The organism is Streptomyces sp. NPDC058401, assembly GCF_042722885.1.
Classification (GTDB): domain Bacteria; phylum Actinomycetota; class Actinomycetes; order Streptomycetales; family Streptomycetaceae; genus Streptomyces.
The window spans coordinates 1-24617 of the sequence record NZ_JBHXKA010000034.1 but is presented as its reverse complement, the minus strand read 5'-3'; the positions used below and the strand labels follow the sequence as shown (position 1 = coordinate 24617).

Below are 24617 nucleotides of genomic sequence, written 5' to 3'. Positions count from 1 at the left end.
GCCGCCGGCTTCCGCCCTCCGCATCCACCCGGTGAACGCCGCTTCCGAAGCCGCCCTGAGCGGCTGGCAGTACGTCCACAACGCCGTCATCCCGACGGCTGTCCTCTCCCTGGAAGAGGTACGGGAGCGCTCCGCACGCCACATCCTGCACCTCGCCCACCTCGGCGACACCCTCGTCGGGTGCACCACGGTCCGGCCCCCCGCCGCCGGCTCCACGACCGCCACCGTGATCGCGCGCGTCCTGCCCGCGTACCGGGGGCGGGGCTTCGGCCGGGAGCTGTACTCCTCGGCTCTCGCCCTGGCACGGTCCCTCGGCGCCGAGGTGATCGAAACCGTGGTCCTCGCATCCAACCCCGAGGGCCTGAGCTTCGCGCACCGAGCGGGCTTCGTCGAGTTCGACCGCTACGTCCTCCCCGGCGACACCGTGCCCTTCGTGGACCTGCGCCTCGCGTGAGCGTCTCCTGGGTCCGCCTCGAACTCACGGTCCGTACCTTCGGCTCCGCACGGTTCACCCCGTACGTCGACCGGTGCCGGACGGCGGGCTTCAGCTTCACGACCCTCGCCCGACTCGGCGACGCAGAGCACGCGCGCCGCAGCCTGTACGACCTGAACAAGGAGTGCTCGGCCGACATCCCCGAACGGGGCGCCTTCTACCTACTCCTACGAGGCGTACGCACGCCTGCGCTTCGCTTCCCCCTTCTACGACCCGGCCGGCATCATCGTCGCCCGGGACCAGAACGGCGCATGGACCGGCATGGCGGCAACCTCCCTCCCTCTCTCGTACGGCTTCGCGTTCAACGAGATGACCGGCGTCCGGGCCCCCGACCGGGGCCGGGGCATCTCCCTGGCCGTGAAGACCCTCGGCATCGCCTTCGCCGCCGACCACGCAGCCCCCGTCATCCGCACGATGCACCACCCCGCGAACACCTCGGCCATCTCCATGAACCGCACCCTCGGCTACGTGGATGCGGACTGGCACCGGGAGGCGCCCCGGCCTTCTAGGCCGGACTCCGGCGCTTCCGGGAGACCGCGACCCCGGCCAGGCAGACCGCACCACCGAGCAGGGTCAGCGCGGCCGGAACCTCGTCGAGGGCGATCCAGGCGATGAGCACCACAACGGCGGGCACCGCGTAGGTGGTCGCGCCCATCTTCCCCGCGGTGGTCCGCGACAGCGCGTACGTCCAGGTGGTGAAGGCGAGCGCGGTCGGGAAGAGTCCCAGGTAGAGCATGTTGAGGACGGCGGCGAGCGGCGCCCCGGGGAGCTGGTCGACGAGCTGCCCGACGAAGGGCAGGGTGACGGCCGTACCCACGAAGCAGCCGTACGTGGTCACCTGGAGCGGACTCGCATGGGCCAGTGCCGGCTTCTGCGCGACCACCCCGGCCCCATACGTGAGCGCGGCGACCAGGCAGAGCAGGACCCCTCCCAGCGAGGCGGACCCACCGTTCGAGGTGGACAGTCCGACCAGCACCGCTCCGGCGAAGGAGACCGCCATGCCCGCCAGCAGCAACGGCGGGAAGCCCTCCTTGAGCAGCCAGCCGCTGAGCAGCGCGATCACGATCGGGCCGATGTTGACGATCATGGCCGCGGTGCCGGCGTCCACGAGCTGCTCGCCCCAGTTGAGCGTCACCATGTAGAGCCCGAACCAGAGCACCCCTGAGATCAGGATCCCGGGCCACGCCTGCCTCGGCGGCGGCGGCACCCGCTTGACGACCAGTACCAGCCCGAGCACCAGCGAAGCGGTCAGCAAGCGTCCGAACGCGAGCGCTCCGGGCCCGAAGTGTGCGGCCGCCGAGCGGATGGAAACGAACGCGGAGGCCCACAGCACGACGGTCACTCCAGCGGCTATCAGAGCCCGGCGATCGACCCTGACCTGATCAGACGTCTTGTCCATGCGAGCAAGCTACCTGCCCCACCCGAAAGGCCCGTTGCTCTTTTTCCGAGCGCCTACGCGCCGGCCGGAGCCAGCAGCTTCCGCAGCCGCTCCGCATAGCCCCGGGGGTGCGTGGTGTTGCCGTTGTGGCCGCCCGGGAAGACCTGTATCTCCGTGCACAGGAGGGCCGCCAGTTCCGTCGCGCACCGATGGTCGAAGACGGTGGACGGGGTGGCGGCGCCCAGCGCGGGGATGATGCGCGTCGGGGTCCGGGTCAGGGCGTCCACGTCGAGGGTGTCCTCCACGACCGCGGTGAAGTCGTGCTCGATGAAGTAGCCGAAGTTGGCACGCCGCCGCTCGTCCAGGGGCTGCGGGGTCAGGCCCGGCTCCGCATCGCGCCGCGCGAGGTCTATCCCGAGGACCCGCGCCATCTCCGGAAAGACGGCTTCGAGCCCGCCCGTGCGGTAGATCCCCTGCAGTTCCCCGAGCTCCGCTTCGTGTCGGGCCCGCTCCCCCTCGGGCAGCAGCCTCGGGGCCACCGGCTCGTGCGCGATGAGGGTGCTCACCTGCTCCGGGTGCCGAACGGCCAGGTGCAGGCCGATGACGGCCCCCATGCTGCAACCGAGCATCATCACCGGCTCGTCGGTGACGGCCGCCAGCAGCCGGTGCACGTCTTCGGCGTGCTCGGCGAGCGACGCGCTCAGCCCGGGCTCCTCCGGCCGGCTGCGCGAGAGTCCGCGGCGGTCGTAGGTCAGTACGGTGAAGTCATCGGTGAGGTGCGGGACGAGATCCACGGTGCGGTCGGCGTCCCCCTCCCCGCTCTGCGCGATGAGCAGCATCGGGCCGGAGCCCTGCAGTTGATGGTGGAGTACAGCACTCATGGCAACTCCTTGCTCGCGGCTCCGGACCCCCAGTCCGTCACTCTCTGCAATCACCCTAACCCATCGAATCAGATACATCAAGAGAGATGGATCGAAAAAGATGCATCTTCTTCGATGGTTCGGCGGGTTCCGATGTACCGTGCTCCCGTGGACGGAATCGAACTCTTCCTGCTGGGCCGCGCCTTGATGAAGCTCGGCGAGGAGGCCCTGCCCGAGCCCCCCGGCGGCCCGGACCAGTACGCCGGCGGCACCCGCTCCGTCGTGATCGTGGCCGGCGACATCGCCGCGCACCCCGACACCACGGTCGGCGAGACCGCCCAGCGCACGGGCCTCCCGCAGAGCCAGGTCTCCGGCGCCGTCGCCCGCCTGCGCGAGGCCGGCTCCGTGCAGACCGCGCCCGACCCGGCCGACCGCCGCCGCACGCTCGTCCGCCAGGCCCCCGGAACCTCCGCGCGCGTGGCCGCCGTACGCGCCGCCGGGGCGTCCAAGGTCGAGGACGCCCTCGCCCGTGCCCTCGGCGAGACCGGGGCGGAACGGCTGCCGGAGCTGACCCGGGCCCTGGAAGTCCTGGCCCGTCACCTGGTGCCCCGCGACACCGCCTGACCGCACGCCTGACCGCAGTCCCCGAAGAGGGCCCTCGCCGTCAGGCGTCGCCCAGCAACAGCAGCTTCTTCTGCGGTTTGCCCATCGCATTGCGCGGGATCGCCGCCACGAACCGCACCTCCCGCGGCCGCTTGTGCACCGACAGGTGCGCGGCGACGAAGTCCGTCAGTTCCGGCCCCGTCACGCCCTCGGCCACCACGAAGGCCACGATCCGCTGCCCGAGATCCGCGTCCGGCAGCCCCACCACCGCCGCCTCGCTCACCTTGGGGTGGTCCAGCAGCGCGTTCTCGATCTCGCCGGCGCCGATCCGGTAGCCGCCCGACTTGATCATGTCGATGGAGGCCCGGCCGACGATCCGGTGGACCCCGTCGGCCTCGTCGACGGCCGCGATGTCACCCGTACGGAACCACCCGTCCTCGGTGTAGGCCGCGGCCGTGGCCTCGGGCCGGCCCAGGTACCCGGAGAACAGCGTCGGCCCGGTGAGCTGGAGCTCGCCGATCTCCGCGCCCGCCTCCGCCGCGATCCGCGTACGGATGCCCCGGAGCGGAGTGCCGACCGTTCCGGGCCGCACCTCCCCGCCCGCGCGCCCGCTCACGGTGATCAGCGTCTCGGTCATCCCGTACCGCTCCACGGGCCGCAGCCCGGTCAGCCGCTCCAGGTCCCGGAAGACCGGCGCGGGCAGCGCGGCGCTGCCGGAGACGAGCAACCGGGCCCCGCCCAGCGCGGCGGCCGCCGCCGGCGCCCCCGCGATACGGGACCACACGGTCGGCACCCCGAAGTACAGGCTGCCCCCGGCCTCCGCGTAGGCCTCGGGGGTGGGCCGCCCCGTGTGCACGAGACGGCTGCCGGTACGCAGCGCTCCGAGCACTCCGAGGACGAGGCCGTGCACGTGGAACAGCGGCAGCCCGTGCACGAGGGTGTCGTCGGCGCTCCACTGCCAGGCCTCGGCGAGGGCGTCGAGGTCGGCGGCCACGGCCTCGGCGGTGAGAACGACCCCCTTGGGCGGCCCGGTGGTCCCGGAGGTGTACAGAATCAGCGCCGGCCGCCCGGACCCGCCCGCGACCCCGGGCTCGCCTCCCTCGTCGCCACGCCGTGCGAAGTCCACGTCGACGAGCACCGCGCCGGAGTCCCGCAGGATGTGCTCCCGCTCGGCGGGCCCCGCGTCGGGCGGCAGCGGTACGAAGGGCACCCCGGCGAGCAGCCCGCCGACGACGGCGGCGACGGTCTCCAGCGAGGCCGTCGCGGTCACCGCGAAGGCGGGCGCCCCGGCGACATCGGCGGCCACGGCCCGGGCAGCGCCGAGCAGGTCCTCGTAGGAGGCGTCCCGCCCGGCCACCCGCAGGGCATCGGGCCGGTCGCCATACACCCCGGTGAGCGCGGTCAGCACAGATCCCCCTACGGAGTCGATCACATCCAACCGCCCCACCCTACGACCGCCCCAGCCCCGCCGGCGTTTGAGGCGGGGGTCCGGGCGGAGCCCACCCCCAGCCCCGCCAACGCTCGAGGCGGGGGTCCGGGCGGAGCCCACCCCCAGCCCCGCCGGCGTTTGAGGCGCGGGGTCCGGGGCGAAGCCCACCCCCAGCCCCGCCGGCGTTTGAGGCGCGGGGTCCGGGGCGGAGCCCCGGGGAACGGAGGAAGGGCGGGTCGGGGACCACCTCACGCAGCGCCGCCCACAACCGGCACCCCGTACCCCGCACCCACCCCACCCCTCATCGCATCAACGCGTCAGATCACGCCCTGCGCCAGCATCGCGTCCGCCACCCGCTCGAACCCCGCGATGTTCGCCCCGGTCACGTAGTCCCCGGCGGAGCCGTACCGCTCGGCGGTCGCGTACGACACCGCGTGGATGTCCCGCATGATCCCCGCCAGCTCCGCCTCGACCCGCTCCGCGCTCCACGCCACGCGTCCCGCGTTCTGCGCCATCTCCAGCGCGCTGACCGCGACACCGCCCGCGTTCGCCGCCTTGCCCGGCCCGAAGGACACCCCGGCCGCCTGCAGCAGGTGCACCGCCTCCGGCGTGGTCGGCATGTTCGCGCCCTCGGAGACCGCCCTGACCCCGTTCGCGATCAGGGTCCGCGCGTCATCGGCGGTCAGCTCGTTCTGCGTGGCCGACGGGAAGGCCACCTCCGCCGCCACGTCCCAGACGCGCCCGCCCGGCACGAACCGCGCCGACGGCCCGCGACGCTGCGCGTACTCGCTCACGCGCCCGCGCTCGACCTCCTTGATCTGCTTCAGCAGTGCGAGGTCGATGCCCTTCTCGTCCACCACGTAGCCCTGGGAGTCGGACGCCGTCAGCGGGTTCGCACCGAGCTGCTGCAGCTTCTCGATCGTGTACAGCGCCACGTTGCCCGAGCCGGACACGACCGCCGTCAGCCCGTCCAGCGACAGGCCCTTGACCGCCAGCATCTCGGCGGCGAACAGCACGCTGCCGTAGCCCGTGGCCTCCGGACGGATCAGCGAGCCGCCCCAGCCCTGGCCCTTGCCGGTCAGGACGCCGGCCTCCCAGCGGTTGGTGATGCGCCGGTACTGGCCGAAGAGGTACCCGATCTCGCGGCCGCCGACGCCGATGTCGCCCGCGGGGACGTCCGTGTGCTCGCCGATGTGACGGTAGAGCTCGGTCATGAAGGACTGACAGAAGCGCATGACCTCGGCCTCGGACCGCCCGTGCGGGTCGAAGTCGCTGCCGCCCTTGCCGCCGCCGATGCCGAGCCCGGTCAGCGCGTTCTTGAAGATCTGCTCGAAGCCGAGGAACTTCACCACGCCGATGTCCACGGACGGGTGGAAGCGCAGGCCGCCCTTGTACGGGCCCAGCGCGCTGTTGAATTCGACGCGGTAGCCACGGTTGACGTGGACGCGACCACGGTCGTCCTGCCACGGCACCCGGAAGATGATCTGCCGCTCCGGCTCGGTGAGCCGCTCCAGCAGGGCCACACCCGGCTCCGCGTACTCGGGGCGTGCCGCGAAGACGGGGGCCAGGGTGTCCAGGACCTCCCGTACGGCCTGGTGGAACTCGGGCTGGGCGGGGTTCCGGCGCTCGATGTCGGCACGCAGCGCGTCCAGCCGGCCCTGCGGGTCCTTGGGGTCCGTCACGGTCTGTTCCTCCAGGTCTCGATGCGGGGACCGGCCTCGAGATGCGGCTCGAAGCTCCGGACAAAATTTCCGCATGGCGGAAATTATTATCCGAAAACAGTCCCCAGCGGGAGGGTACTCCTCCTGCCGACCACCGCCACGAGCCTTTCCGGCCTGCTCCCATCGGCGCCCACTCCACCATGGATGACTCGACCCCTGCTCCACCACGGACAGACCGTGCTCCACCGCGCACAGTCCGCGCTCGCCCACGGACGGACCGTCTCTCCACCACGGACAGGCCCCGCCCCTCCATGGACAGAACCACGAGGTAGGACATAGACAGGCCTTATGGACATCGCACGGGTTGCCGCCCTCGTCGCCGCGACGCTCACCACGGGCCTGATGGCGGGCCTCTTCTTCGCCTTCGACGTCTCGGTGATGCCGGCACTGAAGCGCTCCGACGACCGGACCCTCATCTCCGTCATGCAGCGCGTGAACACGTCCATCATCAATGGCTGGTTCATGCTGGCGTTCCTGGGCGCGCTCCTGTTCACCGCCCTCGCACTGGCCCTGCACCTGCCCTCCGGCGAGCACGCACCGGTGCCCGCACTGGCGGGCGCCCTCGTCCTCTACGTGCTCGCCGTCGCCGTCACCGGCCGGGTGAACATCCCCCTCAACAACGCCCTGGAGGCGGCCGGCCCCGCCGAGCAGATCGCGGACCCGGCCGCCGTCCGCGCGGCGTTCGAGAGGAAGTGGGTACCCGCCAACCGCTGGCGCACCGCACTGTGCACGGCCGCCCTGGCCTGCCAGTCCTGGGCCCTCCTGGCGACCGCCGCCTAGACTGCCAACCTCTCAGCGGCCGGCCCCGGACGGAGCAGCCGCCCCCGTCGCCCGCCCGTACAGCACGCGCGCCCGCGCCAGGGCGGTCCGGTCAGCGCCGCCGCACAGCCCCCTCCAACTCCCATGTAACGCACACGTACGCTGCGCGGATGAGCACACGCACCACCTCCCTCCGCCTCGCCCCGGTCACCCCCGACAACTTCGACGCCGTCTGCGCGCTGTCGGTCCGCCCCGACCAGGAGCACCTCGTCTCCCCGGTCGTGAAGTCACTGGCCGAGGCCTACGTCCACGGGGAGACGGCCTGGCCCCGGGCGATCGTCGACGGCGACGAGATCGTCGGCTTCGTGATGGCCTTCCTCGACATCGCCTGGAACCCGGCCGAGGACCCGAAGGACATCCGTTCCGGCCTCTGGCGCCTGAACATCTCGGCCGCCCACCAGTCCAAGGGCTACGGCCGCTTCGCGGTCACGGCGCTCACCGACGAACTCCGCCGCCGGGGCGCCTCCCACGCCTACGTCACCTGGCACACGGGCCCCGGCACCCCCGAACCCTTCTACCTCTCCCTCGGCTTCCGCCCGACGGGCGAACAGAGCGACGGCGAAACCGTGGCCGTTCTGGAACTCGCAAACCTGTAATGACCCGTGCGGTCTGGCCGTTCTCCTGACCCCCGGCCGCGCCCAGGGCACGGACTTCCCAACCCCATCCCCTACCCCGCAGCGGGGGCGGCGGCCGCCGCCCCCGCCCGGTACTCCCGCGGGCTGACGCCCCGTACCCGCTTGAAGGCCGTCGACAGGGCGAACGCCGAGCTGTAGCCGACCCGGTGAGCGGCCGAGGCGAGCGTCGTGGACGGGTCGCGCAGCAGGTCGGCCGCCAGTGCCAGCCGCCAGCCCGTCAGATAGGACATCGGCGGCTCGCCGACCAGCTCGGTGAAGCGCCGGGCCAACGCGGCCCGCGAGACGCCGACTTTGCGGGCCAGCGACTCCACGGTCCAGCCGTAGGCGGGGTTCTCGTGCAGCAGCCTCAGCGCCGGACCGGTCACGGGGTCGTTCTCTGCGCCGCCGCGCTCCGCGAGCCAGCCGCGTACGACGCCGATCAGCAGCAGGTCCAGGATCCGGTTCAGGACGAGTTCCTGGGCCGGCTCCGTTCGGGAGATCTCCACGCCCAGCAGCCCGACCAGCGTGGGGTCGACCGGCCCGACCAGCACCCGCGGCAGCGTGGTGAGCAGGCGGCTGCCGATCTCGCCCGGGTCCTGGTAGGTACCGCTCAGCAGGACCGCCGAGCCTTCCGCCGCGCCCCAGGTCCGTACTCCGAGGGCCATGGAGTCCGACACGTCCTCGCCGCCGTCCACCCTGCTGCACCGCTGGTCCGGACCCACCCTGATCTGCGGGGGCGTATCCCTGGCGTCGGCAAGCGTGTACGGAAGCGGTCCCCGCACGAGGGCCGCCTCGCCCGGCGCGACGAGCACCGGCTCGTCGCCGTCCGGCAGCAGCCACGCCGATCCGTGCACCATCGTCATCACCGACAGCGGGGCCCGGTCCTCGATCCGCACCGACCAGGGCGGGTTGAACACGCACTTGATGAGGAAGGCCGATGTGGCCTTGGGGCCTTCGAGCAGAGCCGTCAGCGTATCCATCGGCCCATTCTCCCCACCCGTTCCCCACCCGTTCCTTACACGTCCCAGACCCCGCGGGCGGCCGCTTCCCGCGCGAAGTCCGAGAAGTCCCGCGGCTTGCGGCCCAGCACTTCCTCGACGCCGTCCACCAGGTGCGCGTTGCGCCCGTCCAGGATCAGCGCGAACAGCTCCGCGAACTCCTCCGGCAGCCCGTTCTCCCGCAGCACCGCCCGGTAGGCCTCGTCCGAGACCGGGACGTACGCGATCTCGCGCCCGGTCGCCTTCGACAGCTCGGCCGCGACCTCGGCGAAGCTGAGCAGCCGCGGACCGGAGAGCTCGTAGGTACGGCCGATGTGCTGGTCCCCGGTCAGCGCGGCGACCACCACGTCGGCGATGTCCTCGGTGTCGACGAACGGCTCGACGGCGTCGGCCGTCGGCAGGGCGATCTCGCCGGCGAGCACCGGCTCCAGGAAGAAGCTCTCGTCGAAGTTCTGGTTGAACCAGGCGGCGCGCACCACCGTCCAGTCGGCCCCGGACTCCTTCAGCGCCTCCTCGCTCCGCTGCGCCGCCTCCTCGCCGCGCCCCGAGAGCAGCACGAGCCGGCGGACCCCGGCGGCCACCGCCGCCCGGGCGAAGGCTCCGACGTGCTCGGCGGCGCCGGGGAAGCCGAGGTCGGGGTAGTACGTGACGTACGCCCGGTCCACGCCCTCCAGGGCCGGGCCCCAGCTCGCGGGTTCGTTCCAGTCGAAGGCCGGCTCACCGGAGCGCGACCCGATGCGGACCGGACGTCCCAGGGCGGTGAGCTTCTCGGCCACGCGTCGGCCGGTCTTGCCCGTGCCGCCGATGACCAGCGTGCGGAGGGTGGTGTCGTTCTGCGTCTGCTGCGTCGTGTTCGTCATGGGAACCAGTCAACTCCGCCGACCTGAGACGGAACATCGCCGAGAAGCTCAACCACATACGCCTGCGTCTACAGCCCCACCCCCGCACCCCACCGCTACTGCTCGGTGAGCGTGTGCTTCACGAGCGCGTTGGCATGCCCGTGCCCGAGCCCGTGCTCGGTCTTGAGCCAGCCGACGAGCTCCATGTGCTTGGTCAGCGGCGAGGCCCGGATGAGCTCCTGCCACTCCGCGATCGGACGGCCGTACTTCTTCTCGATGGAAGGGAAGTAGCTGGCGGGGCCCTTCACCGGCTCGCTCATGACGGTCCTCTTCTCTCTGTCGCACACCATCTGTCGCACACACGCTGCGCCGTACGAGAGGTAGACCGGAGCCCCCGCGAAAACTCATCGGCCCCACCGCGCAAATATTGGATGATCTCCGCATGATGCGGACCGAGCGCACCGTCACCCGAGCCGGCGTCCGCCTGACCTGCCGCGACTGACCTCGTACGGGGCCTCGGCCTGGAGCAGCGCGCGGACGGCTGGTTCCCGCGCTTCGAGCCCTCGGTGATGGTCGCGGCCATCACCGAGAACGCTGCTGTCGGCATTCCTCGCGGATTCCGGACCGGGTTCCGGCAACCGGGTGGCCGTAGTGACCCCCGTGCGAGCACGTCGTTCACCAGGGCATGATCAAGCGCATCGTCACCACGGCCCTCATCGCCGGTACCGCGGCCCTCGCCGTCGCCGCCCCCGCCATGGCGGCCGAGCCGCCGCTCGCCGACTCCGTCACCAGCACCGTCGGCGCCGACGACCAGGACTTCGCGGCCCTCGTGCCCGGCCGGCCCGGCGACGACCTGACCGACTTCTCCGGTGCCTTCGACGCGTTCACCGCGGGCAGCGCCCAGCAGACCCTCACCAACCGCTGACCCGTACCAACGGCTGACCCGTACCAGCAGCCGACCCGCACCCGCGGCCGGCCCGCACCTTCGCCCCCGGACCGAACCCCCGAACCCGGTCCGGGGGTTCGTCACGTCAGCACCTCGTGCACGGCGGCTGACGTGCCCTCGGTCAACCACAGGTCAAGCAATATGATCACATTGCGGTATGACCACGACGAAGACCCTCTACCTGCTCTGCTCCGCCGCCCCGCCCGTCTTCGACGTGGCCCACGTCATCGAGGACGCCCAGTCCCGCGGCTGGGACGTCTGCCTCGGACTCACCCCCACGGCCGCGCACTGGCTGTCCGGCAGCCTCGACGGTCTCGCCGCGCTCACCGGCCACCCCGTCCGCTGGCAGTACAAGCTGCCCGGGGAGCCTGACGTTTGGCCGACGGCCGACGCCCTGCTCTTCGCCCCGGCCACGTTCAACTCCGTGAACGCCTGGGCCCTCGGCCTGACCGACCGGTTCGTCGTCGGGATCGCCGCCGAGGCCATCGGCAAGGGCACCCCCGTCGTCACCATGCCCTGCACGAACGCCGCCCTCGCCGCCCACCCGCAGTTCGACCAGTCCCTGGCCGTCCTGCGCGGCGCCGGAGCGAAGGTCCTCTTCGGCGAGGGCGGATTCGTACCCGGCCCGGCCGGACCGGACGCCCCGGCGCACTTCCCCTGGGCGGCGGCCCTGGACGAGGTGGACCGCACCACGGCCTCCGCCGCCTAGTCCGGCCGGGGGCGCCGCCCCTCCCCCGCAGTCAGCTACTCCCCCGTGGTCCCGTCGATCGCCTCGCGCAGCAGGTCCGCGTGCCCGTTGTGCCGGGCGTACTCCTCGATCATGTGGGCCAGTACGTAGTGCAGGGAGTACTTCTGGTCTTCGTAGGAGCCGGTCACGTCCAGGGACTCGGCCGCGGCCACGATCTCCCGCGAGCGCGCACAGGTCTCCTCCCAGACTTTGAACGAGCCGGCGACATCGGTGTCGTCCACGTGGAACTCCCTCCACTCCCCGGCCTCGTTCTTCCCGAAGTACCCGCGCACGTCCTCGCCGCCCACGACGTTACGGAACCAGCTGCGCTCGACCTCCGCGAGATGCCGTACCAGCCCGAGCAAGCTCAGCCCCGACGGAGCCACCGCCCGGCGCCGCAGCTGCTCGTCCGAGAGCCCGGCGCACTTCATCATCAGGGTGTCCCGCTGCCACTGGAGGATGCTGGTGAGGGTGGCGCGCTCGTCGCCCACCCGTACGGGCCGGGTCCGCTGTTCGTCGATCATCGGATGATGATCACAGTCCTGCGGCGGCCCGCGTGCGGCAATTTCACATCCCGGACGCCCCGCCCACGGACCGGCCCACCAGCCCTGCCGGCTCCCCCAGACCCACCAGCCCTGCCAGCCCCGCCACCTTCTCCGGATTCACCTGCAACCGCAGGTTCACGACCCGCCCGTCCACCGCGTCCAGGTCATAGGTCAACGCCGCCCGCGCGACGCCCCCGTACACGAACACCACCGACTCCTCCCCGTTGACCCGCGCCGACTCCAGGGTCACCGCCCGCAGCGAGGGCTTGGCCAGCATCCCCAGCAGCCAGCGCGCCACGTGGTCGGCCCCGTGCAGCGGCCGCCGGGCCGCCGTCACCTTGCCGCCGCCGTCCGACCAGGCCGTCACCCCGGGGGCGAGCAGTTCCATCACCGCGTTCAGGTCCCCGCCCGCGCACGCGGCCAGGAACCGCCGGGTCACCTCTCGCCGTTGCCCCGGCTCGGTGGCGAACCTCGGCCGCCGGGCCCGTACGTGGGCGCGTGCCCGGTGCCCGGTCTGCCGTACGGTCGCCTCCGCGCGGTCCAGTACCCCAGCGACCTCCGCGTACGAGTACCCGAACACCTCCCGCAGCACGAACACGGCGCGCTCCAGCGGACTCAGGCTCTCCAGCACCACCAGCATCGCGGTCGACACCGTCTCGGCCCTCTCCACCTGCTCCGCACCGTCGGGCACGGTCGGCAGGGACGCGGCCGACAGGGATCCGGCCGGCAGGGTCTCGGTCAGCAGCGGCTCGGGCAGCCACGGCCCGATGTAGGTCTCCCGGGCGGCACGGGCCGAGGTGAGCCGGTTCAACGACAGGTTGGTGACCGTGCGCACCAGGTAGGCCCGCGGGTTGAGGACCGCGGACCGGTCCGCCCGGTCCCAGCTCAGCCACGCGTCCTGGAGGACGTCCTCGGCGTCGACGACGCTGCCGAGCATCCGGTAGGCGACGTCGAACAGCAGCCGGCGATGGGCGGCGAAGGGGCCGAGGGCATCAGAAGGAGCATCCGGGAGGTACGCGGCAGAGGTCACGAACGATCATGCTGCCGTCGCCCCCGCGGCTTCCGCAAGCGCTACCGCCCCGGCCGCGCTGCTCGGGTACGCCGGAGCCCAGCCCAGCTCACGCCCCGCCTTGGCGTTCGACAGGCGCAGGTCCGTGGCCATGATGGTGTGCGCGAGCGGGGCCGGCTTCAGCACCCACAGCGGTACGGTCATGGGCGCGGGCGCCCCGAACGCCGCGGCCACCGCCCGCATGTGCGCGTCCCAGCCCAGCGGCTCGTCGTCGGCGATGTTGTAGGCCTGCCCGGGCCGCCCCGACTCCACGCCGGCGACCACGGCGTCCGCCGCGTCGGCCACGTCGACCCAGCTCAGCGCCCGCCCCTTGCCCGCCACCACGGGCAGGGCGCGCTTGCGCAGCATCGGCACCACGTGGACGTCCGTCACACCCGCCCCGTAGAACAGCCCGAAGCGCAGGCTCACCCCCTCGATCCCGTCGGCGGTGAAGGCCAGTTCCTCCTTGGTCCGCATCGCGCCGACGTGCCGCTCCAGCCAGACGTTCGCCCCCTGCGGCCCGAAGCCGTCGTCCTCGCCGAGCACGGCCCCGCCGTGGTCCCCGTACCCGTAGCCGAACATCATCGACTCCACGACGAACCGCCGCGCCCCGGTCTCCCGTGCGGCGGCCAGCAGATTGGCGGTGCCCTCGGTGCGCAGCGCGTTCGTCCCCGCCATGTCCTGGTGCCGGGCCATGGCCTTCCCCGACAGCGCCGTGGCCGCGTGCACCACCACGTCGAAGCCGAGTCCGTCCACGGCGCGCAGCAGACCCTCGCGGTCGAGCAGGTCGGCCCGGACGTCCATCCCGGCGCCCCGGCCGAGACCGGCGACCTCGTGCCCGGCCGCACGCAGGGCCAGTACCGCCCGCTGTCCCAGAACCCCGCTCGCCCCCGCCAGCAGAACCTTCATGTCCGTCTCCTTCTCCGCTCGCCCCTTGCGCTGTCGTCCATGGGACAGACGGGAGCCCCGAAACGTGACACGACACCAAAGCGACCTGGGTCACAAGGAGCGGAAGAAGGCCCGGACGTCGTCCACCAGCAGCTCCGGAACCTCCATCGCGGGAAAGTGCCCGCCCTTCTCGTACGAGGTCCAGCGCACGATGCGGTCCGTCCGCGCGGCGATGTGCCGCAGCGGTACGAAGTTGTCCCGCGGGAAGTCGGCGAGCGCGGTCGGGGTGCTCGACACCTCGGGCGCCGCGCCCTGGTAGTCGGCGTGGGCGCGCTCGTAGTAGATGCGGGCGGCGGAGCCCACGGTCCCGGTCAGCCAGTACAGCGTCACGTTGGTCAGCATCTGATCGCGGTCCACGGGGCAGCGCGGGTCCGCCCACTCCGCGAACTTCTCGCCGATCCAGGCGAGCAGCCCGACCGGCGAGTCGTTCAGCCCGTACGCGAGCGTCTGCGGCCGGGTCGCCTGGATGTCGGCGTAGCCCTGCCGCTCGCGCGCCCAGACCCGGTACCGCTCCCAGGAGGCGAGCGTGCGCTCCCGCTCGGCCGGGCTCAGCGGGGCCAGTTCCTCCGGCCGGGGCTCGGCAGTGGCCCCGCCGCCGGGGAGCAGGTTCAGGTGCACCCCGCACACGTTCCCGGGCCGGATCCGCCCCAACTCCCGCGAGACGGCGGCGCCCCAGTCGCCGCCCTGGACCCCGTACTCCTCGTACCCGAGCCTCTCCATCAGCGTTCCGAAGGCCCGCGCGACCCGCTTGAACTCCCACCCCCGCTCGGTGGTCGGCCCGGACAGGGCGAAGCCGGGTATGTGGGGCAGCACCAGGTGGAAGGCGTCCCCCGGATCCCCACCGTGCGCCCGCGGATCCGTCAACGGCCCGGCGACCTTCTGGAACTCCACGAAGGAACCCGGCCAGCCGTGGGTCATGAGCAGCGGCGTCGCGTCCGGCTCGGGCGAGCGCAGGTGCGCGAAGTGCACCCGGGCCCCGTCGATGACGGTGGTGTACTGCGGCCATTCGTTCAACCGCGCCTCGGCGGCCCGCCAGTCGTAGCCGGTACGCCAGTACCCCGCGAGCTCACGGAGCTCCCCGAGCGGCATCCCGTACTCCCGCCCCGCCCCCGGCAGCTCGTCGGGCCACCGCGCCAGCTCCAGCCGCCGCCCCAGATCGTCCAACTCGCCCTGCGCCACGTCCAGCCGGAACGGCACCGCCCACTGCTCCACGTCACCCATGCCCTCGCACCTTCCACCCACGACCGACCCCCACCACCAAGCCCCCGGCGTTAACGCCGTTAATGCCCAGCCCCCGACCAGACCCCGACCAGACCCACACCCTCCCAGCATTAACGCCGTTAACGCCTCCCGCGCCCACGCACCGCGACCCCGGCCACCCTCAGCGTTAACGCCGTTAATGCCTCCCACCCCGGCCACCCTCAGCGTTAACGCCGTTAATGCCCCCGCCCCGCCCTCGCCCGAGCGTTAACGCCGTTAATGCCTGGACCCGCCCACCCGGACCCGCCCCACCCGCCGGCGTTAACGCCGTTAATGATCCACTTCCGTAAAAAGTACTGGCCGACTGGTTTTCTTCACAGTCATCTGCCTAGATTGATCCCGGCCGAACCACGGTGAGCACCTCCCCCGGTTCCGCCCAACCACCGCGATCCCAGGGAGAACCCGCATGGCGAGAGCCAGACAGGAACGAGCCGAGGTCACCCGGCAGGCCATCCTCGACGGCGCGGCCATCGCCTTCGACCGGACCGGCTTCCACGGCACCAGCCTGACCGACGTGGTCGGGCACGCCGGCGTCACCAAGGGCGCCCTCTACTTCCACTTCTCGTCCAAGGAAGCCCTCGCCCAGACCCTGATGGACGAGCAGTTCCAGGTCTCCGAGGGCCTGCCCGCCATCGAGGAGCCGGGGCTCCAGACTGCCATCGACCTGACCCACCGGATGGCCTTCGGGCTCCGCTCCAACGTCCGGATCCGCGCCGGGATCCGTCTGGTCATCGAGTTCGGCTCCTTCACCGACCCGGACCCGAGCCCGTACAACGCCTGGATCGACACCTGCCACAGCTGCCTCGTGCCGGCCCAGGAGCGCGGCGACGTCCTGCCCTCGGTCGACGCCTACGACGCGGCGACCCTGCTCGTCGGCGCGTTCACCGGCATCCAGGTGACCTCACACGTCCGCACCCAGCGCGAGGACCTGCACGCCCGGGTCGTCGACCTGTGGAACTTCCTGCTCCCGGGCATCGTGCCCGCGGACCGCATCTCCCGCTTCGACCCGGCCGGCTCGCCCGAGTGCCGGTCCGAACTCGGGCTGTCCGCCCCGGACTCCGCCCCGTCCACGATCGGCTGACGACGCGTCCAGGGCGGCCTCGCACACGCCGTGGTGAACCACGGGGGTGCTTACCACGGCGTGTGCGAGGCCGCCCTGTCCCAACACCCCGCCGCCGCCCGGGGGGCGATTCCCGGCCGATCCTCACCACTTCGTTAGCAAAACTCAAGCGTGGCGCCCACGAACACCCTTGAACGTTAGTAAAGTCCCTCGCATGACTTCACCCTCGTCACCGAGCGACCGTGAGAAGGTCGTCTCCAAACTCCCTCCGTGGCTCCGCCAGGAGCTCAAGATCCGCACCGCCCAGCTGCGCGTGGACATCCAGGACGCCGTCCACCAGGGCATCGCCCACTGGAACGCGCTCGCCTCCTCCCCCTCCCCCGTCGACACCTCCGGCGCCGAATCCTTCTCCACCTGGCTGCCCGCCGGTCAGTGGGAGTCCTTCCGTACCGGCTCCAAGGACCGCGGCGTCTCCCTCATCCAGGGACTGGCCCAAGCCGTCTCCCTCTGGCTGGAGATGAACCCGGCCCCCACCGTGAAGCGCCCCTCGGTCGTACGGCGCATCGTGGTGTGCAACCAGAAGGGCGGTGTCGGCAAGACCGCCATCACCGCCGGCACCGCCGAGGCCCTCGCGGAAGACCCCGACACCCTGCACCCGGTCCGCGTGGCCCGCCAACTGGCCCGTCTCTCGGCCGTCGAGGACGGCGACGAGACGGCCCCGGACGCCCTCGCATCCGCCGCATCCGCCCCGCCGGTGGACCTGGAAGACCTGCCCGGCCTCGGCATGCGCGTCCTGCTCGTCGACTTCGACCCCCAGGGCCACCTCACCAAGCAGCTGGGCCGCCAGCCTCTGCCCATCGGCGGCGACAGCCTGACCTGCCACATGGCGGGCGAGGCCAAGGGCCCCCTCGCCGACCTGATCGTCCCCATCCCGGACGAGCGCTTCGGCGACCGCCTGCACATCCTCCCGGCCTGCACGGACGCGTTCCTCCTCGACGTCCGCCTCTCCACGGTCCGCGCCCGCGAGGCCGCGCTCGAACGGGCCCTCGCCCCCGTCGAGGCCGACTACGACGTCATCCTGATCGACTGCCCGCCGAGCCTCGGCCTCAGCATGGACGCCGCCATCTACTACGGGCGCCGCCGCGACGCCGAACAGCCGGGCGCCTCCGGCGCGCTGATCGTGGTCCAGGCGGAGGACTCCTCGGCAGACGCCTACGACCTCCTCACCTCCCAGATCAACGACCTCCGCGACGACCTCAGCCTCGACATCGACTACCTCGGTCTCGTCGTCAACCTCTACGACGGCCGGCGCGGCTACATCGCGACCTCCTCCCTCCAGGCCTGGATGGACATAAAGGATCCGCGCGTGGTGGCCATCGTTCCCGACCTCAAGGAACAGCGCGAAGCGGTCCGCGTGAAGCAGCCGCTGTTCGTCTACGCACCCAAGGGCGAGCAGGCGGTCGCCCTGCGCGCCCTCGCAAGGGAGATCTCATGAGCAAGGCCGACAAACTCGGAGTCTCGAGCTCCTTCGCCCGCGCCCAGCCCGTCGGCGTCAGTTCCCGCCGCACGGCCATCGCCGAAGCCACCGGCGCCCCCACCTCCGGCGTGGTCCCGCCCTCGGAGGTGCCGATCGAGGCCCTCGCCCACAACCCGTTCAACCTCCGCGAGGACCTCACCGAGCTCGAAGAGCTGGCCGCGTCCCTCACGGTCCGGGGCCAGCTCCAGCCCCTGGCCGTCGCCACCCGGATGGCCTTCATGGAGGCCCACCCCGGCAACGCCGAGGGCCTGGGCCGCGCCCCGTACGTGGTCATCGACGGCAACCGGCGCCTGGCGGCGGCCCAGCGCGCCGGCCTTCGCACCATGCACATCCACGTCAACGACTCCCTCGCCTCCTCGGCGGCGGACATCCTGGAGTCGGCGCTCATCGCCAACGTCCACCGCGTCGACGTCGCGCCCATGGACCAGGCCCGCGCCCTGCAGGAACTCGTCGAGGTCCACGGCTCCCAGGCCCAGGTCGCCAAGCGCCTCGGCAAGACCCCGGCCTGGGTCTCCCAGCGCCTGACCCTCCTGAACCTCACCCCGGAACTCCAGGACAAGGTGGAGACCGGCGAACTCAAGGTGGAACCGGCCCGCCGCATCGGCCGCCTCCCCCACGAGGACCAGGCGTCCGCGGCGGAGGAAGCCGTTAACGCCGTTAACCCCCCGCGCCAGCGCACCCGTCCGGCGCCGGAGCCCACCCCCGAGCCCCACTCCTCCTCCGCCACGTCCCCCCGCCGCATCACCATCGCGGCGGATTCCCCGGACACGATCGCCGACGCCCTCACCGCCCACCTCACCCCGGACGACCTGAAGGCGGTAACGGAGCTCCTCCTGACCCGCATCTGACCAGACCCGCCCCACCCCCGGCCCGACACGAAGGGGGCGTTGGCCCAGCCGGGACCACCACCGCCCCCACGTGTGTTTCACGTGCGTTCCATGGTGCGGTTCGCATAAGCTGCGCCTGGAGGTGCCCATGCCCAACGCGCACGAAAACGAACAGACCACGCTCTTCGCCGCGGTCGATGCCCTGCTCGAAGAGGCCGCTGCCCAGGACGCCCTCCCGCACCCGGACGAGCGCAAGCGCCTCCGCGAAGCAGCGGGCCTGAGCCAGGACCAGATCGCCCAGGCCCTGGCCGTCCGCCGCGAAACGGTCACCTCCTGGGAAACCGGCCGCACGGCCCCCCGCCCCCCGAAGCGCGCCGCCTACGCCCGCCTCCTCAACGGCCTGGCCGACCTCCACGGCATTAACGCCGTTAACGCCCCCACCGCCGGCCCCACCCCTATTAACGCCGTTAACACCCCCCAGCCCGCCCCAACGCTGCCCACCCCACCGCTGCCCGCCGCCCCACAGGCCGCCGTACCGCAGATCGCCGCCAAGCCCACCCCCATCGGCGCCGCACCCATTAACGCCGTTAACGCCACCCCCGCCGCGGACACCGCCCCCGAGACCGCAACCCCGTACCCGGGGCCTGGGGCGGAGCCCCAGTTTCGGGAAGGGGCGGGTAGGGAAACAGCCCCGCAGGGCACCCCCACCCACCCGGACGCCGCACCCCCCACCCCCCGCGCTCAGCCGGAAGCGGCAACGGTCACGCCCACCCCCCACACCCAGCCGGCCACCTCCACGGCCACCACCCGAACCGCCCGCCGCCCGGGTGTCGCCAAGCCCACCCCCCCACCCCACCCGGAGGGCAACGGCCCCCTGGCCGTACTGGACGGCGCAGGCAAGGCCCACGCCGCCCACGGCGCAGTCCTCACACCCCCCACCACCCTCCCCGCCCTCATCGAATGGGCCCTCACCCCCGACGCCGACCTCCGCTCCCCCCGCCTCCACCGCAACGGCAAGGACGGCGACCCCCTCCTCGTCCTCACCCCCGCCGCCACCGAGGCACTCGGACTCCCCCTGATCCTCGAAGACCGCCGCGGCCTGCGCCTCCCCGACGACCACCCGGTCATCAAGCAGCTCACCAAATCCAAATGGCAGCTGACCCGCCGCGGCTTCGGCCCGTGGCCCCGCATCTACCGCCCCGCCACGCCCACCACGGGCCGCCAGTGCGTCCAGCTCGCGATCCTCCCCTGGGGCGCCCTCGATCCCCGCGCCTGGGGCGAGCACACCGCCGAACTCCCCGCACCAGAACTCGCCGACCTGCTCACCGCCTACGCGACCCGCGTCCTCACCCCCCGCGGCTCCACGGCCGTGTCCGGCCTGGAGCTGATGACCGCGCTGCGCCCGCCCACCCGCGCCGCCCGCGACGAGTCCACGAACACCTGGGTCTCCGCCCCGGTCCCGGGTTCCCTCACCCGCCCCGTCGACCCCGCGCCCCCGGAGGCACCCGACGAGCACCCGGTCGTCGCGGCCCTCTACCCCCGCTCCCACCAGCGCACCCCGGACCAGGTCCTCGACGAGGAGGCGTACGACTGGATCCGCGATCCCCAGCTCCTCTCCGACGCCGAGTGCACCCGCACCCACGCCGTCGGCATCGACGTGAACATGGCCTTCGCCGCGGCCGCCAACCGCCTCCTCGTCGGCACCGGCCCCGCGGTCCACACCGACGGCCCCCGCTTCGACCCGAAGCTCCCCGGCTCCTGGCTGGTGGACCTCTCCGCCCAGGCCACCGCCATGGACCCCCGGCTCCCCAGCCCCTTCACCCCGCACGGCCTCCCGCCCACCGGCCCCGCCTGGTACGCCACTCCGACCCTCGCCTACGCCCAGGAGCTCGGCCTCACCGTCCGGCCCACCGAGGCCTGGCTCCGCCCGGAACACGGCCCGTACCTCGACGCCTGGTACACCCGCCTGCGCGACGCGTACATGGCCACGATGGCCGAACTCGGCGTCCACTCGTCCCTCACGGACTCCGCCTTCCTCGAGGCGATGGCGGGGTACAAGGGCGACCCGGACCACCCCCTCCCCCAGACCGGGGTCCTCTCGGCGATCAAGGCCACCGTCAAGGGCGGCATCGGCAAGCTCCGCGAGCGTCCGCAGGGCGCCGGTTACCGCCCCGGCGAGAGCTGGCCCGCCCTCGAACGCCCCACCTGGCGCCCCGACATCCGCGCCGCCGTCATCTCCACGGCCCGCGTCAACATGCACCGCAAGATGCAGAAGCTCGCCACAGCAGCAGACCTCTACCCGATCGCGGTCCTCTCCGACTGCGCGGTCTACCTCTCCGACGGCCCCAGCCCCCTCGACTTCCTCCCCCGCACCCCCGAGGGCAAGCCGGTGCCCGGCGGCTTCCGCCTGGGCGTCAGCCCCGGCATGGTCAAGCACGAGGGCACCCAACCCCTCCTGTGGGCCGTTCAGCTGCTCGACGAACGCCACAACCCCGCCCGCCACATCAAGGGCCACGACGCCGCGGCCGACGGAGAGTAAGAGCCACCCATGTCCGAGATCAGCGACAGCCTCGACCGCGCCGACGAGCAGAACTTCACCCGTCCCATCCCCAAGTCGGCGGGCGCCCAGATCCGTTACCTCGTCAAACAGCTCAAATCGACCAAGGCCGTGGCAGACCTCCTCGCCATCTCCCGGCGCACCGTCGAGCGGTACGTGAAGGACCAGATCAAGCAGCCCAAGCCGGCCCTCTCCGCCCGCCTGGAGCGCGAAGTCCGCCGCCGCTGGCAGCCCCTCGTCCGCAAGCGCGCCCGCGACAAGGCCTCACAGCAGACCGGCCTGGTCATCGAGACCCGCGCCCGCTTCGGCTTCAGCGCCGCCCCCGGCACCACCGACGACGGCCGGATGCGCCGGATCACCCAGCACCTCCCCCCGGAGTACGCCTCCCGCCTCTTCACCGCCCACGAGGCCGGCGCCGGCGAGGCCCAGCTCCGCTCCATCACCGCCGAAGGGCTCCAGGAGATCTACTTCAAGGACAACGGCGCCCGCGCCCAGGGCCTCCTCGTCGAGTTCACCGACATCGACTACGTGGAGCTCAACTTCTGAAGGAACTTCGAGGGCACCCGCCTCCCACACGAGGCCGACCCCTCACGCCCCCCTGAGCCCCCCAGACACCACAAAGGGCCCCGGAGTACTCCGGGGCCCCCACAAGCCCCTGAGCACCCCTCAGAAGCCCTTCAACGCCGCACCCTCAGCCCACCGCGTGCAGCGCCCTACGCCGCTTCGATTCGGCCGCCTTCTTCGCGTCGGCCTGAGCCGCCCGCTTCTTGCGCTGCTCGGCGAGCTGGTCCTGATACGCCGCCACCGCCCGGTGGTAGCTGGCCACATAGCCCCGCGCGTCCAGCCGCTCCTCCGCGTCCATCTCGTTCACGGCCGCGACCGCATCCTCGAACGAGGTGTACCCGGCAAGCATCGGGTTGATCTGGTAGACCCCGTTCCGGATCTTCCTGACCAACTTCGCCAACTCCAGGCTCCGCAGCGCGGCATTCACGCTCGGCCGGCTCAGGTCCAGCATCCCGCCGACCGTCGCCTGGTCGATGAGGATCCGACCACCCGGCTCGCTGAGCGAACGCAGCTTGAGCAGTACCCGGTACGCCGCCGGCGGCAGGTCGAGGTCGGAGAGCAGCCCGTCGGCGTTGACCGCGGCGAATCGCAAGGTGCTCACTGAGCCGTCCCTTCTCCCGTGCGCTTCGTCCGGCTCACCCGACGCTCAGCGCGCTCTCTTGCCCGTTCGGCCCGCAGTTCCGCGATGGCCTGCCTCATGTGGTCCAGCGAAGGGAACCGCACCAAGTCCGGCAGGCTCGTATCACTGCGAATCTGCGAGATGGTCCCGTGCTGCTCCACCTTCACGAACTCACCCGTCATCTCGGTACCCGGGATGAACTCCGCCACCCGGTAACTGTAGGGCGGGTTGAACTGATACACACCCCGCCGCACCTTGAAGACGATCCCATGAGACATCACCGTGTGCAGCGCTTCCGAGGTCTTCGTCCGGCTGACATCCAGGATGGTAGCCATCTCCTCCTGGGTAAGTGGAATCCGCCCCCCCGCCCGCTGGCAGGCGATGAGCAGCAGAATCAGCCGCAGAGGCAGCGCTTCGCGGAAGTACTGGGCGATCACGAGGAAGAACTCGAGGCTGTCCATCGAGAACGCATTCGGCTGATTCTCGGTCCCGTAGAACTCCAGTGGCTTGCGCTCGCCGTCCAAGGTCAGCTTCCGCGTCGGGTACCGCTTCGCGAGGCTGTCCAGATCCTTGACCGGAGCCAGGGGCTGACTCCACGCGGAGATCGCGTCGTCCACCGGCAGATCGGGACGCGGAGTCCCTACCGGATTGCCCCGGCGGCGCTGTGGCTCTGATGACACGAGGCTGCTCTCCACTCCGTTGATCTGCGGAGATCAGTATGTCAACAAGGGTGACACAAGTGTCACGCTCGTTGACGTTCGGCGTGTCTTGTGTCCCCTCACAGGTGACATATCTCAGCCACACCCTCCCCGGACCCCCCTCCCGACCCTCCCCGGCCAACCCCACCCACCCCACCACCAGTTAGCCGGCAGATCTCCCCCCATACGTCAGCCCCCCTGACGTTTTAGCGCATTTTACGTCAACGCTGCTGACGTTTTGCAGTCGTTGTGTCCCCCTAGCAGCGACACAACCCCCGAGATATGTCCCTCCTGAGGGGACATATCTTTTCCCCCGCACCCCCTCTGACCTGCGACGACGCATCTCCGTACCTTCTATAGGCCGGTGGACGCTCCCGCCCAAGCTTTCAAGGCCGTCTGAACCGCCGGGCGAGACGCCACTCCGGCCCCAAAACCAACCTCGTTCTCACCGGCACGACCCCCACCGGAACCCCCCACTCCTCAGCCACAAGCCCGCAGAATCTGACTGATTCCCGTCTCTATCCACTCTCCATTTTGAATCAAGGTCTCCCAGCAACCCTTAACGCCGTTAACACCCTCGGCGCCCAGCCCTGTTAACGCCGTTAATCCCACGCTCAAAACCGCAGGTCACCGACTCTCGAACTAACCCACCTCAGTCAGCACTCCAGAAGCTCGACCTTCGCCACTGTGAAGCCATGTCCCAGCCTGCCGAACACGCCCAAACCCCCAAAGAACACCTTTGGCCGATTCCAAACCCAGCAACCCAGGCGCAACAAAACCAACCTGGAGCCCCATCAAACGGAACCCACCCTCCCTAGGACTCAAGGACTCGACCTCCAAAGTGAAGCCAGCGTCTTACCAGGCAACCAAAGCCCGCGGAACTACGACCGGCGCCGGCCAACAGGCGTTCCTCACAACGGAAACTGGGTGCAGCGCTTCACTGTCCTAGCGGAGCTGCAGCACCGACTCACCCCCAGGCCCAGCCCGCGCCAAGCGAGAGCCTCTGGGGCCTGCGTAGCAGGCCCTCTCGGGTGGAGCGCAGCGGAACCCGAGCCAGTCCGGAGCGAAGCTCAGGAACTTCGGCCCGAAGGGCCCCGGCGGAACGCAGCGAGGCCGTTCGATCCCAAGCGCGCAGCGCTTGGCCATCCTTGGGGCCGAAGGCACCAAGCCCCGGAGCCAAGCCTCATCTCTGAGAACAGAGGAGCCTTCTCAATCGGAAGCGCGCAACGCTTCAGCACCGCTTGGGGTCGAGGTCCCAGGCCCTGGACCCCAAGCCCCCACCCCGAGCGCAGCAAAGCGGCTTCAGTCCGAAGCACGCAGCACTTCAGCACCCTTGGGCCGAAGCCCCAAGCCCCGGAGCGAAGCGGAGGGGCCCCTCCCCGAAGGAGAGGCCCTGGCCGCGAAGCGCCCACGCCAAGCGCAGCGCGGCGCCTCAGTCCGAAGCGCGCAGCGCTTCGGTACCCCTGGGCGCCAGAAGCGCCCAGCCCCGGAGCGAAGCGGAGGGGCTCCTCCCCGAAGGGGAGGCCC

Annotated in this window: 24 protein-coding genes; 11 read left to right on the top strand and 13 right to left on the bottom strand. The window is 71.4% G+C overall.

The window, feature by feature from the left end; genetic code table 11:
* The first annotated feature begins 22 nt into the window (after nucleotides 1-22).
* On the top strand, nucleotides 23-454 hold the full coding sequence (locus ACFWNV_RS15385; protein ID WP_383946287.1) for a GNAT family N-acetyltransferase: 432 nt from the start codon (nucleotides 23-25) through the stop codon (nucleotides 452-454).
* Between the two features lie 544 nt (nucleotides 455-998).
* Here the strand turns inward: ACFWNV_RS15385 and ACFWNV_RS15380 are convergent.
* Together ACFWNV_RS15380 and ACFWNV_RS15375 are read right to left on the bottom strand one after the other, a co-directional pair.
* On the bottom strand, nucleotides 999-1892 hold the full coding sequence (locus ACFWNV_RS15380; RefSeq protein WP_383946179.1) for a DMT family transporter: 894 nt from the start codon (nucleotides 1890-1892) through the stop codon (nucleotides 999-1001).
* A gap of 53 nt (nucleotides 1893-1945) precedes the next feature.
* Nucleotides 1946-2752, bottom strand: a complete 807-nt coding sequence (locus ACFWNV_RS15375) for an alpha/beta fold hydrolase (protein ID WP_383946176.1) — start codon at nucleotides 2750-2752, stop codon at nucleotides 1946-1948.
* Between the two features lie 186 nt (nucleotides 2753-2938).
* Between ACFWNV_RS15375 and ACFWNV_RS15370 the strand changes: the two genes are divergently transcribed.
* The gene (locus ACFWNV_RS15370) at nucleotides 2939-3355 is read left to right on the top strand and encodes a MarR family transcriptional regulator (RefSeq protein WP_383946285.1); all 417 of its coding nucleotides are present in this window, start codon (nucleotides 2939-2941) and stop codon (nucleotides 3353-3355) included.
* A gap of 40 nt (nucleotides 3356-3395) precedes the next feature.
* On the opposite strand, the gene ACFWNV_RS15365 is transcribed toward ACFWNV_RS15370, so the two are convergent.
* Both ACFWNV_RS15365 and gdhA read right to left on the bottom strand, forming a co-directional pair.
* Nucleotides 3396-4742 (bottom strand): AMP-binding protein, encoded by a 1347-nt coding sequence (locus ACFWNV_RS15365; RefSeq protein WP_383946282.1) that lies wholly within the window; start codon nucleotides 4740-4742, stop codon nucleotides 3396-3398.
* Nucleotides 4743-5080: 338 nt separating this feature from the next.
* Entirely contained in the window at nucleotides 5081-6445 is a 1365-nt protein-coding gene (gdhA, locus tag ACFWNV_RS15360; protein WP_383946173.1) for an NADP-specific glutamate dehydrogenase, read from the bottom strand.
* 327 nt (nucleotides 6446-6772) lie between these two features.
* Between gdhA and ACFWNV_RS15355 the strand changes: the two genes are divergently transcribed.
* Together ACFWNV_RS15355 and ACFWNV_RS15350 are read left to right on the top strand one after the other, a co-directional pair.
* On the top strand, nucleotides 6773-7264 hold the full coding sequence (locus tag ACFWNV_RS15355) for a DUF1772 domain-containing protein (protein ID WP_383946170.1): 492 nt from the start codon (nucleotides 6773-6775) through the stop codon (nucleotides 7262-7264).
* A gap of 149 nt (nucleotides 7265-7413) precedes the next feature.
* On the top strand, nucleotides 7414-7899 hold the full coding sequence (locus ACFWNV_RS15350; RefSeq protein ID WP_383946167.1) for a GNAT family N-acetyltransferase: 486 nt from the start codon (nucleotides 7414-7416) through the stop codon (nucleotides 7897-7899).
* A gap of 71 nt (nucleotides 7900-7970) precedes the next feature.
* On the opposite strand, the gene ACFWNV_RS15345 is transcribed toward ACFWNV_RS15350, so the two are convergent.
* From ACFWNV_RS15345 to ACFWNV_RS15335, 3 genes are all read right to left on the bottom strand, one after another.
* Nucleotides 7971-8897 carry an AraC family transcriptional regulator gene (locus tag ACFWNV_RS15345; protein WP_383946164.1) on the bottom strand — a complete coding sequence of 309 codons (927 nt, stop codon included), beginning with the start codon at nucleotides 8895-8897 and terminating at the stop codon, nucleotides 7971-7973.
* Between the two features lie 35 nt (nucleotides 8898-8932).
* Complete coding sequence (locus tag ACFWNV_RS15340) at nucleotides 8933-9775, bottom strand: NAD(P)H-binding protein (RefSeq protein ID WP_383946162.1); 843 nt, start codon at nucleotides 9773-9775, stop codon at nucleotides 8933-8935.
* Nucleotides 9776-9870: 95 nt separating this feature from the next.
* Complete coding sequence (locus ACFWNV_RS15335) at nucleotides 9871-10074, bottom strand: DUF4287 domain-containing protein (RefSeq protein ID WP_383946159.1); 204 nt, start codon at nucleotides 10072-10074, stop codon at nucleotides 9871-9873.
* Nucleotides 10075-10439: 365 nt separating this feature from the next.
* Here ACFWNV_RS15335 and ACFWNV_RS15330 point away from each other — a divergent pair, with 365 nt between their 5' ends.
* Nucleotides 10440-10679 (top strand): hypothetical protein, encoded by a 240-nt coding sequence (locus ACFWNV_RS15330; protein ID WP_383946156.1) that lies wholly within the window; start codon nucleotides 10440-10442, stop codon nucleotides 10677-10679.
* A gap of 178 nt (nucleotides 10680-10857) precedes the next feature.
* The gene (locus tag ACFWNV_RS15325) at nucleotides 10858-11409 is read left to right on the top strand and encodes a flavoprotein (protein WP_383946153.1); all 552 of its coding nucleotides are present in this window, start codon (nucleotides 10858-10860) and stop codon (nucleotides 11407-11409) included.
* Between the two features lie 35 nt (nucleotides 11410-11444).
* Here the strand turns inward: ACFWNV_RS15325 and ACFWNV_RS15320 are convergent, their stop codons facing one another.
* The 4 genes from ACFWNV_RS15320 to ACFWNV_RS15305 form a co-directional block, all read right to left on the bottom strand.
* Nucleotides 11445-11951 carry a DinB family protein gene (locus ACFWNV_RS15320; RefSeq protein WP_383946150.1) on the bottom strand — a complete coding sequence of 169 codons (507 nt, stop codon included), beginning with the start codon at nucleotides 11949-11951 and terminating at the stop codon, nucleotides 11445-11447.
* Nucleotides 11952-11994: 43 nt separating this feature from the next.
* Complete coding sequence (gene sigJ, locus ACFWNV_RS15315) at nucleotides 11995-13002, bottom strand: RNA polymerase sigma factor SigJ (RefSeq protein ID WP_383946148.1); 1008 nt, start codon at nucleotides 13000-13002, stop codon at nucleotides 11995-11997.
* Between the two features lie 6 nt (nucleotides 13003-13008).
* Complete coding sequence (locus ACFWNV_RS15310; protein WP_383946146.1) at nucleotides 13009-13929, bottom strand: NAD-dependent epimerase/dehydratase family protein; 921 nt, start codon at nucleotides 13927-13929, stop codon at nucleotides 13009-13011.
* Nucleotides 13930-14019: 90 nt separating this feature from the next.
* Entirely contained in the window at nucleotides 14020-15189 is a 1170-nt protein-coding gene (locus ACFWNV_RS15305) for an epoxide hydrolase family protein (RefSeq protein ID WP_383946143.1), read from the bottom strand.
* A gap of 445 nt (nucleotides 15190-15634) precedes the next feature.
* Between ACFWNV_RS15305 and ACFWNV_RS15300 the strand changes: the two genes are divergently transcribed.
* From ACFWNV_RS15300 to tpg, 5 genes are all read left to right on the top strand, one after another.
* A complete protein-coding gene (locus ACFWNV_RS15300) occupies nucleotides 15635-16309 on the top strand; it encodes a ScbR family autoregulator-binding transcription factor (protein ID WP_383946141.1) in 675 nt (224 codons plus the stop codon).
* Nucleotides 16310-16502: 193 nt separating this feature from the next.
* Complete coding sequence (locus ACFWNV_RS15295; protein WP_383946138.1) at nucleotides 16503-17783, top strand: ParA family protein; 1281 nt, start codon at nucleotides 16503-16505, stop codon at nucleotides 17781-17783.
* On the top strand, nucleotides 17780-18673 hold the full coding sequence (locus ACFWNV_RS15290) for a ParB/RepB/Spo0J family partition protein (protein WP_383946135.1): 894 nt from the start codon (nucleotides 17780-17782) through the stop codon (nucleotides 18671-18673). Before ACFWNV_RS15295 ends, ACFWNV_RS15290 begins: the two co-directional genes overlap by 4 nt.
* Nucleotides 18674-18800: 127 nt before the next feature.
* Complete coding sequence (tap, locus tag ACFWNV_RS15285) at nucleotides 18801-21191, top strand: telomere-associated protein Tap (RefSeq protein WP_383946132.1); 2391 nt, start codon at nucleotides 18801-18803, stop codon at nucleotides 21189-21191.
* A 9-nt stretch (nucleotides 21192-21200) separates the two neighbouring features.
* A complete protein-coding gene (gene tpg / locus ACFWNV_RS15280; RefSeq protein ID WP_383946129.1) occupies nucleotides 21201-21755 on the top strand; it encodes a telomere-protecting terminal protein Tpg in 555 nt (184 codons plus the stop codon).
* Nucleotides 21756-21900: 145 nt separating this feature from the next.
* On the opposite strand, the gene ACFWNV_RS15275 is transcribed toward tpg, so the two are convergent.
* Nucleotides 21901-22374: a MarR family transcriptional regulator gene (locus ACFWNV_RS15275; RefSeq protein WP_383946126.1), complete on the bottom strand. Its 474-nt coding sequence runs from the start codon at nucleotides 22372-22374 to the stop codon at nucleotides 21901-21903.
* A complete protein-coding gene (locus tag ACFWNV_RS15270) occupies nucleotides 22371-23009 on the bottom strand; it encodes a hypothetical protein (RefSeq protein WP_383946123.1) in 639 nt (212 codons plus the stop codon). The genes ACFWNV_RS15275 and ACFWNV_RS15270 overlap by 4 nt, the downstream gene beginning before the upstream one ends.
* Nucleotides 23010-24617 lie beyond the last annotated feature (1608 nt).

Excerpts from the sequence above, each read along its gene's own strand:
- ACFWNV_RS15290 (WP_383946135.1), top strand. The coding sequence starts at position 17,780 with ATGAGCAAGGCCGACAAACTCGGAGTCTCGAGCTCCTTCGCCCGCGCC.
- ACFWNV_RS15350 (WP_383946167.1), top strand. The coding sequence starts at position 7,414 with ATGAGCACACGCACCACCTCCCTCCGCCTCGCCCCGGTCACCCCCGAC.
- tap (WP_383946132.1), top strand. The coding sequence starts at position 18,801 with ATGCCCAACGCGCACGAAAACGAACAGACCACGCTCTTCGCCGCGGTC.
- tpg (WP_383946129.1), top strand. The coding sequence starts at position 21,201 with ATGTCCGAGATCAGCGACAGCCTCGACCGCGCCGACGAGCAGAACTTC.
- ACFWNV_RS15380 (WP_383946179.1), bottom strand. The coding sequence starts at position 1,892 with ATGGACAAGACGTCTGATCAGGTCAGGGTCGATCGCCGGGCTCTGATA.
- ACFWNV_RS15335 (WP_383946159.1), bottom strand. The coding sequence starts at position 10,074 with ATGAGCGAGCCGGTGAAGGGCCCCGCCAGCTACTTCCCTTCCATCGAG.
- ACFWNV_RS15330 (WP_383946156.1), top strand. The coding sequence starts at position 10,440 with ATGATCAAGCGCATCGTCACCACGGCCCTCATCGCCGGTACCGCGGCC.
- ACFWNV_RS15310 (WP_383946146.1), bottom strand. The coding sequence starts at position 13,929 with ATGAAGGTTCTGCTGGCGGGGGCGAGCGGGGTTCTGGGACAGCGGGCG.
- ACFWNV_RS15300 (WP_383946141.1), top strand. The coding sequence starts at position 15,635 with ATGGCGAGAGCCAGACAGGAACGAGCCGAGGTCACCCGGCAGGCCATC.
- ACFWNV_RS15355 (WP_383946170.1), top strand. The coding sequence starts at position 6,773 with ATGGACATCGCACGGGTTGCCGCCCTCGTCGCCGCGACGCTCACCACG.
- ACFWNV_RS15305 (WP_383946143.1), bottom strand. The coding sequence starts at position 15,189 with ATGGGTGACGTGGAGCAGTGGGCGGTGCCGTTCCGGCTGGACGTGGCG.
- ACFWNV_RS15345 (WP_383946164.1), bottom strand. The coding sequence starts at position 8,897 with ATGGATACGCTGACGGCTCTGCTCGAAGGCCCCAAGGCCACATCGGCC.
- ACFWNV_RS15320 (WP_383946150.1), bottom strand. The coding sequence starts at position 11,951 with ATGATCGACGAACAGCGGACCCGGCCCGTACGGGTGGGCGACGAGCGC.
- ACFWNV_RS15375 (WP_383946176.1), bottom strand. The coding sequence starts at position 2,752 with ATGAGTGCTGTACTCCACCATCAACTGCAGGGCTCCGGCCCGATGCTG.
- ACFWNV_RS15370 (WP_383946285.1), top strand. The coding sequence starts at position 2,939 with ATGAAGCTCGGCGAGGAGGCCCTGCCCGAGCCCCCCGGCGGCCCGGAC.
- ACFWNV_RS15295 (WP_383946138.1), top strand. The coding sequence starts at position 16,503 with ATGACTTCACCCTCGTCACCGAGCGACCGTGAGAAGGTCGTCTCCAAA.
- ACFWNV_RS15340 (WP_383946162.1), bottom strand. The coding sequence starts at position 9,775 with ATGACGAACACGACGCAGCAGACGCAGAACGACACCACCCTCCGCACG.
- ACFWNV_RS15325 (WP_383946153.1), top strand. The coding sequence starts at position 10,858 with ATGACCACGACGAAGACCCTCTACCTGCTCTGCTCCGCCGCCCCGCCC.